The 14,560-nt window shown below is 69.6% G+C and carries 13 protein-coding genes; 5 read left to right on the top strand and 8 right to left on the bottom strand.

What is annotated here, in order from left to right; all coding sequences use genetic code 11:
* Positions 1–117: 117 nt before the first annotated feature.
* Entirely contained in the window at positions 118–1,557 is a 1,440-nt protein-coding gene (locus ABZU91_RS14610; protein WP_355239357.1) for a GuaB1 family IMP dehydrogenase-related protein, read from the bottom strand.
* A gap of 155 nt (positions 1,558–1,712) precedes the next feature.
* Entirely contained in the window at positions 1,713–2,204 is a 492-nt protein-coding gene (locus ABZU91_RS14615; protein ID WP_355239360.1) for a helix-turn-helix domain-containing protein, read from the bottom strand.
* A 92-nt stretch (positions 2,205–2,296) separates the two neighbouring features.
* Between ABZU91_RS14615 and ABZU91_RS14620 the strand changes: the two genes are divergently transcribed.
* The gene (locus ABZU91_RS14620) at positions 2,297–2,902 is read left to right on the top strand and encodes a dihydrofolate reductase family protein (protein ID WP_355239363.1); all 606 of its coding nucleotides are present in this window, start codon (positions 2,297–2,299) and stop codon (positions 2,900–2,902) included.
* 28 nt (positions 2,903–2,930) lie between these two features.
* On the opposite strand, the gene ABZU91_RS14625 is transcribed toward ABZU91_RS14620, so the two are convergent.
* Positions 2,931–4,682 carry a biotin carboxylase N-terminal domain-containing protein gene (locus tag ABZU91_RS14625; RefSeq protein ID WP_355239366.1) on the bottom strand — a complete coding sequence of 584 codons (1,752 nt, stop codon included), beginning with the start codon at positions 4,680–4,682 and terminating at the stop codon, positions 2,931–2,933.
* A gap of 140 nt (positions 4,683–4,822) precedes the next feature.
* Between ABZU91_RS14625 and ABZU91_RS14630 the strand changes: the two genes are divergently transcribed.
* The 3 genes from ABZU91_RS14630 (at position 4,823) to ABZU91_RS14640 (ending at position 7,320) form a co-directional block, all read left to right on the top strand.
* Positions 4,823–5,434, top strand: coding sequence for a PadR family transcriptional regulator (locus ABZU91_RS14630; protein WP_355239810.1), 612 nt, complete (start codon positions 4,823–4,825; stop codon positions 5,432–5,434).
* A gap of 153 nt (positions 5,435–5,587) precedes the next feature.
* The gene (locus tag ABZU91_RS14635; RefSeq protein ID WP_355239369.1) at positions 5,588–6,547 is read left to right on the top strand and encodes an ATP-binding cassette domain-containing protein; all 960 of its coding nucleotides are present in this window, start codon (positions 5,588–5,590) and stop codon (positions 6,545–6,547) included.
* A 17-nt stretch (positions 6,548–6,564) separates the two neighbouring features.
* Complete coding sequence (locus ABZU91_RS14640) at positions 6,565–7,320, top strand: ABC transporter permease (protein WP_355239372.1); 756 nt, start codon at positions 6,565–6,567, stop codon at positions 7,318–7,320.
* A 69-nt stretch (positions 7,321–7,389) separates the two neighbouring features.
* On the opposite strand, the gene ABZU91_RS14645 is transcribed toward ABZU91_RS14640, so the two are convergent.
* The 5 genes from ABZU91_RS14645 to ABZU91_RS14665 all read right to left on the bottom strand — a co-directional run bounded on the left by ABZU91_RS14645 (position 7,390) and on the right by ABZU91_RS14665 (position 12,400).
* Positions 7,390–8,043, bottom strand: a complete 654-nt coding sequence (locus ABZU91_RS14645) for an O-methyltransferase (RefSeq protein ID WP_355239375.1) — start codon at positions 8,041–8,043, stop codon at positions 7,390–7,392.
* Positions 8,040–8,852, bottom strand: coding sequence for a Maf family protein (locus tag ABZU91_RS14650; RefSeq protein WP_355239378.1), 813 nt, complete (start codon positions 8,850–8,852; stop codon positions 8,040–8,042). The genes ABZU91_RS14645 and ABZU91_RS14650 overlap by 4 nt, the downstream gene beginning before the upstream one ends.
* A gap of 263 nt (positions 8,853–9,115) precedes the next feature.
* Entirely contained in the window at positions 9,116–10,279 is a 1,164-nt protein-coding gene (locus ABZU91_RS14655) for a S8 family serine peptidase (RefSeq protein WP_355239381.1), read from the bottom strand.
* Positions 10,280–11,654: 1,375 nt separating this feature from the next.
* On the bottom strand, positions 11,655–12,113 hold the full coding sequence (locus tag ABZU91_RS14660; RefSeq protein ID WP_355239384.1) for a hypothetical protein: 459 nt from the start codon (positions 12,111–12,113) through the stop codon (positions 11,655–11,657).
* A gap of 92 nt (positions 12,114–12,205) precedes the next feature.
* On the bottom strand, positions 12,206–12,400 hold the full coding sequence (locus ABZU91_RS14665; protein WP_355239387.1) for an acyl-CoA carboxylase subunit epsilon: 195 nt from the start codon (positions 12,398–12,400) through the stop codon (positions 12,206–12,208).
* A 90-nt stretch (positions 12,401–12,490) separates the two neighbouring features.
* Between ABZU91_RS14665 and ABZU91_RS14670 the strand changes: the two genes are divergently transcribed.
* Entirely contained in the window at positions 12,491–14,479 is a 1,989-nt protein-coding gene (locus ABZU91_RS14670) for a protein kinase (protein WP_355239390.1), read from the top strand.
* Positions 14,480–14,560 lie beyond the last annotated feature (81 nt).

The following is a 14,560-nucleotide window of genomic DNA, read 5'->3' on the forward strand; positions in this document are numbered from 1 at the left end:
TATTGCCGTGACACGCCGAGGCGAGAGGCAATAACTTCATGATCAACGCGGGCGGGCCGGGGGGCGGGGGCGGGCCGGGCGGGGCGGGGGCGGGGCGGGGCGGGGGCGGGGTGGGGGTTACCAGCTGGTGGGGAGGGGCATTCCTTCGGTGAAGCCTGCGGCGCTCTGGACGCCGACTATCGCCCGCTCGTGGAACTGGGTCAGGTTGCGGGCGCCGGCGTAGGTGAAGGCGCTGCGTACTCCTGCGATGATCTCGTCGATCAGGTCCTCCACGCCGGGCCGGTGCGGGTCCAGGTGCATCCGGGCCGAGGAGATGCCCTCCTCGAACACCGCCTTGCGGGCCCGGTCGTACGGGCTGTCGTCGGCCGTACGCGCGCTGACCGCCCGCGCCGAGGCCATGCCGAAGCTCTCCTTGTACCGCCGCCCGTCCGGCTCCGTGTAGAGGTCACCGGGGGACTCGTAGGTGCCGGCGAACCAGGAACCGATCATCACGTTCGACGCGCCGGCGGCCAGCGCGAGCGCCACGTCGCGGGGGTGCCGCACGCCGCCGTCGGCCCAGACGTGCCGCCCCAGCTCCCGTGCCGCCGTCGAGCAGTCGAGGACGGCGGAGAACTGCGGCCGGCCGACGCCGGTCATCATCCGCGTGGTGCACATCGCGCCCGGACCGACACCGACCTTGATGATGTCCGCGCCGGCCTCGACCAGGTCGCGTACGCCCTCGGCGGTGACCACGTTGCCGGCCGCCACCGGTACGCCCGGGTCGAGCTTGCGGACCGCCCGCAACGCCGAGATCATCCGCTCCTGGTGCCCGTGCGCGGTGTCCACGACCAGCGTGTCCACACCCGCCTCGAGCAGCGCGGCGGCCTTGCCGGTGACGTCCCCGTTGATGCCGACCGCAGCCGCGATGCGTAGCCGACCCCGATCGTCCACGGCCGGCGTGTAGAGGGTGGCCCGCAGCGCGCCCTGCCGGGTCAGTACGCCGACGAGCCGGCCGTCGGCGTCCACCACCGGGGCGAGCCGACGTCGGCCGGCGGAGAGCCTGTCGAACCCGGTACGCGGGTCCGCGTCCGCCGGGACGGTGTGCAGCTCGGTGGACATCACATGCCGGAGCTGGGCGAACCTGTCCACGCCCAGCGTGTCCGCCTCGGTGACCACGCCCATCGGCCGGCCGGCGTCGTCGACCACGATCACCGCGCCGTGCGACCGCTTCGGCAGCAGGTGGATCGCGTCGCCGACGGTCTCGGTCGGGCCCAGGGTGATGGGCGTGTCGTAGATCAGGTGCCGCTGCTTGACCCAGGCGACGACGTTCGCGACGACCTCGATCGGGATGTCCTGCGGGATCACTGTGATCGCGCCCCGCCGGGCCACCGTCTCGGCCATCCGCCGCCCGGCGACCGCCGTCATGTTCGACACCACCAGCGGGATGGTGGTGCCGGTGCCGTCGCCGGTGGACAGGTCCACGTCGAGGCGGGAGCCGAGGTCGGAGCGGGCCGGCGCCATGAAGACGTCGGTGTAGGTCAGGTCGTGCGCGGGAACCGCGCCGTGAAGGAAGCGCACCTGAACATCATTCCTGCTCGCGCCCACTCCTGCCGCCGCTGGTGGTCCAAACCACCCCACCACCCGGTCCTGCGCGGTGGGTCACGAGCCGTCGCGTGCGCCGGCACGGCCGTGGGCAGCGGTCCGTGGCGACGTGGGCGGTCCCGTCGATCAGGTCAGTCGCGGGTGGCGCTCTCGTAGGCCGCGCGAAGCTCGTCGACAGCTCGTCGGGCGTGCGGGTCCGGGCGGGGGACGCCGAGGTGCAGCTCGCGGAGGTCGTCCATGAAGCGGGCGAGCAGTTCGGGGCCGCCGTCGCGGAGCAGTTCGGCGCGCACCCGCAGGCGACGGTCGCCGCCGCGCTGGGCAAGCCCCCACGTGCCGAACGCCGCCATGACCGGCAGTGTCTGGATGCCCGCCTCGGTCAGCGAGTAGGCCGCCCGCTGCCCCCGGCGGGCATCCGCACGGGTGAGCAGGCCCGCGTCGGTGAGGCGCCGCAGACGGCTGCTGAGGATGTTCGGCGCGATGCCCTCCTCGCTGCCGGTGAGCAGCTCGCGGAAGTGCCGTCGATTGCCGAACATGATGTCCCGAAGTACGAGCATCGCCCACGGATCGCCCAGGACCTCCACCGCCTGGTTGATCGGGCAACCCGAGCGTGGCGCCGACTCCATCGAGCCCTCCCGGCAAGTGATTGCATCTTGCTATCACCTCATCCTAGGGTAGGGCGGAGCAGTTGCATATCGCTATCACTGAGGGAGAGCCCGTGCCGGGACGATTCGTGTACTGGATGAACGTGTCCACCGATCTGTTGATCGAGCGTGTTCACGGCGAGCAGGGCGGCGGCACCTGGATGCGCATCGGAGAGTCACTGCACCGCGAGTTCAACGCGCGGGCGCGGTCGCTGTCGCTCATGGTCCAGGGACGCACGATCCACGAGACGATGGAGGGCTTCTGGCCGGCAGCGCGCGACGACGAGTCGTTGCCCGACTACCTGCGCGAGTACGGCGAGATCTGGACCTCGAAGCCCAAGGTGCTGGTCTCCCGCACGCGCACCAGCGCCGAGTACAACACCGTGATCATCGGCGGCGACGATGCCATCGGTCAGCTCGCGGAGCTACGGCGGCGGACCGACGGTGACATCGGTGTCGGCGGCGCCACACTGGCTACGGCGCTCTTGCGCGCGGGGCTGCTCGACGAGTTGATGCTCTTCACGCACCCCGTCATCCTCGGTGCCGGCCGCCCCCTGTTCGACGGCCACGACGAGCCGCTGGAGCTGGACCTGCTCGAGCAGGCGTGCTTCGACGAGGGCGTCACGCTCCATCGATACGCCGTCCGAAGCGCGCCTGCACCGCTGCCGCAGACCACCTGACGGGTCCGCCGCCGAGTCAGCCCACCCCTCAGGCGATGGTGCAGATGGCGGCCCCGGCGGTGATCACGGCGCCGACCTCGGCGGCGAGCCCGCTGACCGTACCGGCCTTGTGGGCGTGCAGGGGCTGCTCCATCTTCATCGCCTCGAGCACCACCACCAGGTCACCCTCGGCAACGGTGTCGCCGTCGGCCACCGCGATCTTGACGATGGTGCCCTGCATCGGGGAGGTGAGCGCGTCGCCACCGACCGGTGCGCCGGCCTTGACGCCGCCGCCACGCCGGGTCGCCTTACGGGAGGCGGGTGCGGCTGTGGTCGTACTCCCGCCGAAGCCGGCGGGGAGGCTGACCTCGATGCGCTTGCCGCCGACCTCGACCACGACGGTGTCGCGTTCGGCCGGCGCGTCGGCGGCGCCGGCGGCGGCGGCGAACGGCGGCACGGTGTTCTGGAACTCGGTCTCGATCCACCGGGTGTGCACGGTGAACGGTTCGGCGGTGAACGCCTCGTCCCGCACGACGAGCCGGTGGAACGGCAGCGCGGTGGCCATCCCGTCGACGACCATCTCGTCGAGGGCGCGGCGGGCGCGTTCCAGCGCCTCGGTCCGCGTCTCACCGATGATGATCACCTTGGCCAGCAGCGAGTCGAAGTTGCCGCCGATCACGTCGCCGGCCGAGATGCCGGTGTCCACGCGGACGCCGGGCCCGGTGGGCAGGCGCAGCGTGGTGACGGTGCCGGGCGCGGGGAGGAAGTTGCGGCCCGGGTCCTCGCCGTTGATCCGGAACTCGATGGCGTGCCCGCGCGGCGTCGGGTCCTCGGTGATCCGCAGCTTCTCGCCGTCGGCGATCCGGAACTGCTCGCGGACCAGGTCGATGCCGGCGGTTTCCTCGGTGACCGGGTGCTCGACCTGGAGTCGCGTGTTGACCTCCAGGAAGGAGATCGTGCCGTCCTTGCCGACCAGGTACTCCACCGTGCCGGCGCCGTGGTAACCGGCCTCACGGCAGATCGCCTTGGCGCTGTCGTGGATCTGCGCGCGCTGCGCGTCGGTGAGGAACGGCGCGGGGGCCTCCTCCACGAGCTTCTGGTGCCGGCGCTGCAACGAGCAGTCCCGGGTGCCCACCACGATCACGTTGCCGTGCTGGTCGGCGAGGACCTGCGCCTCGACGTGGCGCGGCTGGTCCAGGTAGCGCTCCACGAAGCACTCGCCACGACCGAACGCCGCGACGGCCTCGCGGGTGGCCGACTCGAAGAGCTGGGGGATCTCCTCCATCGTGCGGGCGACCTTGAGGCCACGCCCGCCGCCGCCGAAGGCGGCCTTGATGGCGACCGGCAGGCCGTGGTCGACGGCGAACGCCATCACCTCGTCCGGGCTGCCCACCGGATCGGGAGTGCCGGGGACCAGCGGCGCGCCGGCGCGCTGGGCGATGTGCCGGGCGGTGACCTTGTCGCCCAGGTCGCGGATCGCCTGCGGGGTGGGGCCGATCCAGGTCAGCCCGGCGTCGATGACCGCCTGGGCGAAGTCGGCGTTCTCACTGAGGAAGCCATAACCCGGGTGTACGGCGTCGGCGTCGGCCCGGGCGGCGATGTCGAGCAGCTTGTCGATGCGCAGGTACGTGTCGGTCGCGCTGTCCCCGCCGAGCGCGTACGCCTCGTCGGCGAGCGTGGCGTGCAGGGCGTCGCGGTCCGAGTCCGCGTACACGGCGACGCTGCCCAGGCCGGCGTCACGACAGGCGCGGATGACCCGGACGGCGATCTCGCCGCGGTTGGCGATCAGTACCTTGCGCACCTTCGTGGCTCCTCCCGGCAGGTTACTGACGGGGAGTGTATCGGCCACCCCTGGCGGCCCCTAACGATCGCTCAGTGTGGGATGACGCACTGAGCTTAGTCAAACTTGGCTATTACGCTTGGCTGGTGTCTGCGACTCGGATGATGATCCTCGGACTGGTGCGGTGGATGCAGCCCGTGCACGGCTACGACGTGCGCCGCGAGCTGCTGAGCTGGAGCGCCGACAAGTGGGCGAACGTGCAGCCCGGCTCGATCTACCACGCGCTGCGCAAACTCACCGAGGAAGGGCTGCTGCGGGCCGTCGCGACGGAGCAGGTCGGCGCCCGTCCGGCGCGTACGACCTACGAGGTCACCCCGAAGGGGGACGACGAGTTCGAGACCCTGCTGCGCAACTTCTGGTGGAACTTCACCGAGCCGGTCGACCCCTTCACGGCGGCCTTCTCCTTCCTGCCCGCCATGCCCCGCTCCGAGGCGGCGGCGGCGCTGCGCAACCGGGCCAACCTGCTGCGCGCCGGCATGGAGTCGATGCGCGCCTCGCTCCAGTCGGACTGGGTGCGCAACACCAAGCCGGTGCACGTCAGTTGGATGTTCGAGCTGTGGTCGGCGAAGGCGGAGGCGGAGCTGAACTGGTGTGAGCGCATCGCGGAGCGGATCGAGTCCGGAGTGTCGTACCTGCCTGCTGAGCTGGCGAACGCCGAGGGTTGGTCGGGCCCACGGGAGGGCGAGGAACGGTTCGACCGTGACGCGAAATAATCAACGTTGACTACAGACGCTATATCGCGTTAGCCTGCTGTCGGCACAGCGGGGGAGTGCGCCGTCCGGCGTCGTCCCACTCGACGGCCGGCCCGACCGGCCGGATCGACACTCGACGGCCGGCTCGGCCGGCCCGACCGACCAGGAGCAGAAATGATCGAGACCAGGGGGCTGCGGAAGTCGTTCCGCTCCCGCGCGGGTCGAGAGACGAAGACGGTGGACGCCGTGCGCGGCGTCAACCTCGAGGTCGCCGAGGGCGAGATCTTCGGCTTCCTCGGCCCCAACGGCGCCGGCAAGACCACCACGCTGCGGATGCTCGCCACGCTGATCGAGCCCGACGGTGGCGAAGCCACCATCGCCGGCGCCGACCTGCGCAAGGACCCGGCGGAGGTCCGCCGCCGGATCGGGTACGTGCCGCAGGGCGGCAGCACCTGGGACGAGTCGACCGCCCGCGAGGAGTTGGTCCTGCACGCCCGGATGTACGGCATCGGCAAGGCCGACGCACAGCGGCGCGCCGTCCGCGCGCTGGAGGCCTTCCAGCTCACGGAGTACGCCGACCGCAAGTGCAAGACGTACTCCGGCGGCCAGCGTCGGCGGGTCGAGATCGCGCTCGGCATCATCCACGAGCCGAAGATCGTCTTCCTGGACGAGCCGACCACCGGCCTCGACCCGCAGAGCCGCGCCCACATGTGGGACGAGATCCGGCGACTGCGCAACGACGGGATGACCGTCTTCATCACCACGCACTACCTGGACGAGGCCGACGCCCTCTGCGACCGCATCGCGATCATGGACAACGGCGAGGTCGTCGCCGAGGGCACGCCGGCCGAGCTCAAGCGGGAGATCTCCGGCGACGTGGTGCTCGTCGGCCTCGACCTCGCCGACACCCCGCAGGCCACCAAGGCGCTCGACGGCGAGCCGTACGTCAACAAGCTGGAGACCGCCGACGAGGGCGGCCTGCGCCTCTACGTCGACGAGGGCGCCACCGCCATCCCCCAGGTGCTGCGCCGCCTCGACCACGCCGGTCTGGAGCTGCGCTCGATCGAGCTGCACCGGCCCAGCCTGGACGACGTCTTCCTGACCAAGACCGGCCGCTCGCTGCGCGAGTCCTGACCCCGGAGAGACGACTCATGAAATTCGCCCGCGACACGTGGCTGATCTTCCAGCGGCAGATCCAACTTCTGCTGCGCAACCCGGTCTGGGTCTTCGTCGGCGTGTTCCAGCCGGTGATGTACCTGCTGCTCTTCGCCCCACTGCTCAAGCCGGCCCTGAACGCGCCCACCCAGGCCGCCGCCTACAAGATCTTCGTACCGGGCCTGCTGGTGCTGCTGGCCATCTTCGGCGGCCTGTTCCAGGGCTTCGGCCTGATCGCCGAACTGCGTGCCGGCGTCATCGAACGCTCCCGGGTCACCCCGATCAGCCGGCTCGCCCTGCTGCTCGGTCGCTCGCTGCGCGACGTGGTGTCGCTCATCGTGCAGGCCGTCATCATCACCCTGCTGGCGCTCCTGTTCGACCTGCGGGTCTACATCGGTGACCTGCTGCTGGCGTACCTGATGCTCGCCCTCATCGCGCTCATGACCTCGGCCGTGTCCTACGGCGTCGCGCTCAAGGTCAAGAGCGAGGACGCACTGGCCCCCCTGATGAACACCGTGGCGCAGCCGGTGCTGCTGCTCTCCGGCATCCTGCTGCCGCTGACCTTCGCACCGGGCTGGTTGCAGGGCATCGCCGACTGGAACCCGTTCTCCTGGGCGGTCGACGGCACCCGGGCGCTGTTCGCCGGTGACCTGGGCAGCGACAAGGTCTGGCAGGGCCTGACCATCACCGCGGTCCTCGCGGCGCTGGGCGTCTTCTGGGCCGCCCGCCAGTTCGCCCGCAGCGTCCGCTGACGCTTGCCCTTCGCCGTGGATCGGGGTGCCCCTTCTCGTAGGGGCACCCCGATGCCGGGTTGTCGGGGTTCAGCGCACCCGGGCGAGGGTGAGGCCGTCCGCGATCGGCAGCATCACCGGGTCGACCCGCACGTCGGCCAGCACCTCGTCGTTGAACGCGGCGATGGCCCGGTCGTTGACGTCCTGCGGCGCGATGACCCGCCCGCCGCGCAGCACGTTGTCGACGGCGATCACCCCGCCCGGCCGCATCCGCGGCACCAGCTCGGCCCAGTAGACCGGGTACCCGGTCTTGTCGGCGTCGATGAACGCGAAGTCCAGGTGGCGCTCCTGCGGCAGCTCGCGCAGCGTTTCGCCGGCCGGGCCGATGCGCAGGTCGATGCGGTCCTGCACTCCGGCGCGGGCCCAGTAACGCCTGGCGATCCCGGTGTACTCCTCGGAAATGTCGAAGCAGGTCAGCCGCCCATCGTCGGGCAACCCCCGCGCGATGGCCAGTGCCGACAGGCCGGTGAACGTGCCAACCTCGACAGCCTGCCGTACGTCGAGCAGCCGGGTCAGGAACGTCAGGAACGCGGCCTGCTCCGGTGCCACCTGCATGGTGGCGTGCTCCGGCAGCACCGACCGGGTCTCCTCGGCCAGATCCTGGATGATCTCGTCCGGCGGTGCGCCGTGTGCGACCAGGTACGCGTGCAGCTCGTCGGTGAGTGGGATCGACTTGGTGGTCATGAATGGACGTTACCGAGCGGCTCGACCGATTGGCCGCCCGGCGCGACCTTTGTCCACAGGTCCGTGATCTCCAGGCCCAGTTCCGCCAACAGCCGACGCAGCAACGGCATCGACAACCCGACCACTGCACCCGGGTCACCCTCGATCCGCTCCACGAACGACCCGCCCAACCCGTCGATGGTGAACGCGCCCGCGACCGCCAACGGCTCACCCGTGGCGACGTACGCGGCGATCTCGTCGTCGCTGATGTCCGCAAAGTGGACGACCGTCGACGCGACCGCCTCCGCCCGCTGCCCGCTGACCAGGTCGATCAGGCAGTGTCCGCTGTGCAGGACGCCACTGCGCCCCCGCATCCGCAACCAACGACGGGTGGCGTCCGCCGGATCGGCCGGCTTGCCGAGAATCTCCCCGTCGAACGCGAGCACCGAGTCACAGCCGATGATCAGAGTCCGCTGACCGGTCCCGGCAGTGGTGTCCTCGCCGGCGCTGCCGGTGGCTGGGTTGGCGTCGGTGGCTGAGCTTGCGCCGGTGTCGTTGGCTGGGCCGGTGTCGTTGGCTGGGCGGTTCGGCGTGGTGCTGCCGGTGCCGGCGGCTTTCGTCGTGGCGGCCGGATGCAGCCGGCCAAGCACCGCTTGTGCCTTGAGCCGAGCCAGCTCCAAGCACAGATCTTCGGCGCGATCGGTCACCACCACGGATTCGTCCACCCCGCTGACCAGCACGTCCGGCTCGATGCCGGCAGCCTGGAGCAATTTCCGGCGAGCAGGGCTGGCAGAGGCGAGTACGAGGCGGAGCGGCAGAGTGTCAGACACCAGCCCGACGTTACCGCCCCCGCCCATCACCACACTGGTCCCCGGCCCTCAACGCCGCGTCCGCCGCCCGTCCCAGCCCTTGATCCACACCACATCGCCGATATCGCGCGATCAACCCGCCCCGATACCCCCACATCGCCGATACGGAGTCGATCAACCCGCCCTCCGCCATGATCCACTCGACTTCCTGCAAACCGGGGCGTCCAATGGCGTGGAATGCCCCGACTTCAAGGAAACCGAGTCGATCGAGGCGCCGAATCCGACTACCGGCTGATTTTGGGCGGCGGATCATCACCGCGCCGCCGACGACGCGCCACGAAAGCCCATCCGGCACCGATGGCAATGATCACTCCGAGGGTGGCAAGGCCGCGAGCGGATGCGCCGTCATCCTCGCCCGGCCGAACACCGGTCGCCGTGGTCGACCCACCGCCGGCGGGCGCGCTCACCGATTCAAACCCCAACGGGGGTACGTCTGCCGTCAGCGCCGCCACAAGATCGATCACGCCATCCCCGTACTCGTCGTCCCGTCCCGGCGGCCCCTTGTCAATGGCCGTGGCCTTGAGCCGATGGGCCACCTCCTGCGCCGGCAGGTACGGATACTTCGACCTGATCAACGCCGCTGCCCCGGCCACGATCGCGGTGGCACTCGACGTTCCCGTGCCCTTCGAATACTTCCCGCCATAGCTGGTGCTGTAAATGTCGACCGCAGGCGCGACCACATCGACCTCCGGCCCAGCCACTGACACAGAGGCATGTTGCCCGGCGCGATCAACACCGCCGACGGCAATTACTCCCTCTTCGGTCGCTGGATATGAGGGGTGGTCATTGGGCTTGTTCCCCGCCGCTGCAACGATAACGATATTCGCTGAAATGGCGGCTTCTACTGCGCGAACGAGTCGTGGTGTTGAGGCCCCACCGCTCGAAATGCTTATTACTTGCACTCCCTCTGATACTGCGAACTCGATAGCTTCGGCAAGGTCGTCTGCTTCGCCGGAATTGTCTGAAGTGGAGGACCTTATCGGAAGAATCTTGGATCGGGGGGCGATGCCAAGCGCGCCCGTTTTTGTAGTTCCGCCATGCGCCGCGATTAGTCCAGCCATGCTTGTGCCATGGCTGTTCAAGTCTGTTCGTCCATCCCCCGAACCGCCGGGAGTGGTATCGGTTCCGATCAGCAAATTCCCGATGAGATCAGGATGAGGATCAACGCCGGTGTCAGGTATCGCAACCACTACGCCGTCGCCTTTGCTGATTAGATGCGCTCGGGGAACCTTCAGAAAGTCTAGATGCCACTGATCCGCTCGAATTCTTTCCGAGCCGGCGGGTTGGGGAGCGCTCTGCGCGGGCCGTGCCAACGTTGTCGATAGCGGTTGGGGGAAGATGATTGGTAAGGTCAGTGCCGTTGCCGTGATCCTCGCAAAAATCGACATTATCGATTGATGCCGATGGCTGGCCCCGGGTTGATCGGCCCTTCGTCTTCAGGGGGCAGAACTACCGGCGCGACGCCCTTATCTGTTTCCCAAGGGTGATCAGGGTCCCAGGAAACCACGTTGTGGCCTGCTGGCCCTCGATCAGTCCATCGAGTGGCGTTGGACTTGATGCCGTGATGGCTGGTTAATCCGGGCGCGCCGCCCGTGGGTATGCCTGCCGTAGGCAACAGGCCACGCCCTGATCCGGGTCGGGAACCTGCACCTCCGCTCGGCGCTGTACCGGCTCCACCGCCTCCGATGACACCGCCGACTGGGTTGACGCGTCGAGGTGAATTCTGTATTGGACCAGGTTGGTTCACACTGCTCCCTGGCACGCCCCCAATTAGGCCTCCTGGTGGCATGGAGCGGCTGGCAGTCGGCGGTATCGGTCGTGGGGTAGGGCTCTCGGCTCCCGTCGGGGGCCTGATATTCGTAGGTGTCCGAGAGATTAGGCCACCGGTGGGTGTAGTGGATATACCAGGTAACAGGCTCGGCGACGCTGTGGGTGGCGCTGATTGCGAAGCTCCGAGGCCGGGAGGCGCTGGGTTCGCTATGCCTGGCGTTAACAACGAACCTGTTCCGCCTAGTACAGGCCCCACCCCTGTTGAACTTTGAACAGGCATGAGACCTGAGGGCGGGGTCTTGCTCGCCACCGCGGTTGCGGTAGTAGCCGGTGTCATCGGTACGGCGACGACTGGAGGAATAACTGGGCCTGGCGAACTGGGGCTGTACGCATCAGGGTCGTTTGGCTGATGGCCAATTCGCCGCGGTGGAGGTGGAGGTTTTTGAAGGGTGGCTTGGGCTTGTTGGAGTTCGCCACTGAGGTTGAACATCATCGCCCGTGCCTGCACGTTCAAACGTTCCAGCTCGCCGTCCGTCACCGGTGCGTCGACGACCCGGTTGCCCATGATGGCCTTCGGGTCGGCGGCTGTCGCCTCGTACGCCTGCTTCTGTTTGAGCTTGACCGCGTACTCCTCGTGGAGCTTGCGTAGCTCGGCCCTGGTGGTGCCGATGGCCTGGGTGGCGGCGGACAGCGCGGTGTAGTTGGCGGCGGCGGCGTCGTGGGTGTGGCGCACCTTGGCGATCAGGTCGTCGAGTTGGGAGAGGTACGTGCCGGAGGCGGCGCTGGTCTCGGGGGGCCACGCTTCGGCCAGCCCTCGGCGGTATTCCTGGAGTCGGCCGAGGTGGATCTGGGCCAGGTCGCAGACCTTGCGCCAGCCGGCGACCTGTTTCCAGTGGTTGGTGGTGTCGTGGTCCTGGAGGCACGCCCACATGCTGTTGAGGTCCATCAGGTGCCAGTCGGTCTGGCCGGAGGTGCGGCCGCCACCACGCTCGATCATGGCAGGACCACCGGCCTTTCGCTGTCGGGGCCGGTGGGGTCGCTGAGTGTCGGCGTGCGGCCTCCGGGTAGGACGGTCCCCGGGTCGGCGAGGGCCCGTTGGACGTCCACGGCGCGGGCGGCGGAGAAGGCGTCGCTGTCGGCGTACTGGGTGGCGACCCGGTCGGCGACGGCGGCCAGGTGGCCGGTGGCACCGCGGAAGGCGTACACCATGTCGGTGGTGGCCTGCTGGGTCTCGTGGTGGGCGTGCAGGAAGGTGACCAGCTCGACGAACGCGTCGCACGGGTTGGGGACCTTCGCGGACATGTCGTCGGCGATGTACGACAGGTGGGGCGCGTAGTTGCTCTCGACCTCGGCGGCGAGCCGGTCGGCGAACTCGCGGAGCTGACGGATGTCGGCCTCGATGCCGCCGTAGCTGTTGAGCCAGGGCGCCGGGTGGTCCTCTTCCGGGATCATCGGTCCTCCCTGTCCGTCACTGCACCATCTCCCTGAGTGAGGTTAACGGCTGCACGGCGATCCTGGCAGCCCCGCAGAGGGGCGAGCCGTGGTCAGCGGGGGAGGCCGGAGGCGCGCCAGGTGTCGTGGCGCGCCGGTCGGCCGCTGCGCGCCCACGCGGACACGGTGGCCGGTGCGGCTGCCGCGGCCGGGCGGGACCGGACGAGGACCGCCCCTACCAAGGCGGCCAGTTCGTCGGCGGTCGGCACGCCGCGGACGACCCGGAACAGCGGCTCTTCGGCAGACATGCCGCCAGGGTACGCGGCCAGAAGTCACGTCACACGCACAGTGGCGTGCCGGCGGTGTGAGCGTCGGCGGGTCCGGGTACCGTCTCACCGATGTCGAACGCGCTTCCCCAACTCGTCGCTGACCGATACCGGCTTCTGTCGCCGCTCGGCCAGGGCGGCATGGGTCGGGTGTGGAAGGCGCGCGACGAGGTGTTGCACCGGGACGTCGCCATCAAGGAGTTGGTGCCGCCGCCCGGCCTCACCGACGAGGAACGCCGCGAGATGCGGGAACGTTCGCTGCGTGAGGCTCGGGCCATCGCCCGACTCAACCACGTGAACGTGGTGCGCATCTTCGATGTTCTGCGGACCGACGGCGACCCGTGGATCGTCATGGAGTACGTGGCGTCGAGGTCGTTGCAGGACACCCTCGCCGAGGACGGGCCGGTGTCGGTGGCCCAGACGATCGAGATCGGCCTGGGCGTGCTCGGCGCGTTGAACGCGGCCCACAAGGCGGGCGTCATGCACCGCGACGTCAAGCCGGGCAACGTGCTGCTGGGCGAGGACGGTCGGGTGGTGTTGACCGATTTCGGTCTCGCCACGATTCCCGGTGACCCGAATGTCACCCGTACCGGCATGGTGCTCGGTTCGCCCGCGTACATCTCGCCGGAACGGGCCCGGGAGGGCACCGCCGGGCCGGAGGCCGACCTGTGGTCGCTGGGCGCGACGCTGTACGCGGCGGTGGAGGGCAAGTCGCCGTACGCGCGGCCGTCCGCGATCGCCACGCTGGCCGCGCTGGCCACCGAACCGATGCCACCCCCGAAGAACGCCGGCCCACTCAAGGCGGTCCTCACCGGGCTGCTGCAGAAGGACCCGAAGGAACGCATCACCGCCGAGGTGGCGGAACGCCTGCTGCGCCGCGCCGGTGGCAAGCGGACGCGGGGGATCTCACTGCTCGACGGCGTACGCCGGCCGGGGCCGAACGGTCCGCGTGAGCCGCGCCCGCCGCTCGTGCCGGCGCCCCGCCCGGCCGAGGAGGTAACCGACCGCCCGGTGTCGCCGCCTGCTCCGCGTACCCCGCCGCCGGTAGCCGCAGCCGCGGCCGGGCCGGCGGTGGCCGACGCGACGCCGACGGAGGTCGTGCCGGGCCGTGTGGACGCCGAGCCGACGGCCACGGTGCCGGCCGAGCCGACCGCGACCATCGACCGACCGGCCACGCCGGAGGCCGACCCGACCGCCGTGGTGTCCGCCGGGGGCGGTGCCAGCGGCGACGGTACGACGGACGCTGACGACGAGCCGACGGCCGTGGACGGTCCGCCGGTGGCGCCGGAGCAGCGCAAACCCTCGACGCCCACGTCGGTGATGCCGCCGGTGGGCCCGGCGGGGCGCGCGGCGGTTCCGCAGTTCGACGGTACGAAGCCGAACAACACCCGCCGGAACGTGCTGATCGGTGCACTGGTGGCCCTGCTGCTGGTCGGCCTCGTGGTGATCGTGCCGATGCTGACCAAGGGCGACGACGACGGCACCCAGCAGGCCGACCCGACGACTGCCGCCGCGACTACCGGGGCCGCGCCGACGACCGCCCCGGCGGCACCCCCGCCGACCAGCGCCGCTCCTAGCCCGACTCCATCGGCCACGCCGTCCGTGGACCCGAACGCGCTGCCGGCGGGCTGGACGCTGCACAAGGGGCCGACCTTCTCCATCCCGCTCCCACCCGGCTGGAGCGGCCGTCAGACCAGCTCGGACACGGTCGTCTTCGACCAGTCCGGCGGGCCCGGCAAGATGCTCGTCCAGTGGACCTCCAGCCCGCTGAAGGACGCAGTCGCCGACTGGAAGGAAAAGGAGCCGTACCGTCGGAATCTGGTCAGCAACTACCAGTTGGTGGGCAGCATCAAGGCCTGCGACTGGTATCGGACCTGCGCCGACTGGGAGTGGTTGGAGACCCGGGACAACGCCCGCATCCACGTGCGCAACCGGGGCTTCGTAACGGCCAGCAACCGGGGCTACGCCATCCGGTGGGAGATCGCGGAGAAGGACTGGCAGGCCAACCTCGCCAACTTCGACCAGATCGTCAAGGGCTTCAAGCCCGACCGGGTCAACTGACCCGCGTTCCACACCTGCGCGAACCTCTCTCGCATGTTCTTGCGTCGTTCGGGGTATCTGATCTCCAACGACGGAGGGAGG

It is taken from the genome of Micromonospora sp. NPDC005174 (assembly GCF_040608495.1).
Taxonomy (GTDB): Bacteria; Actinomycetota; Actinomycetes; order Mycobacteriales; family Micromonosporaceae; genus Micromonospora.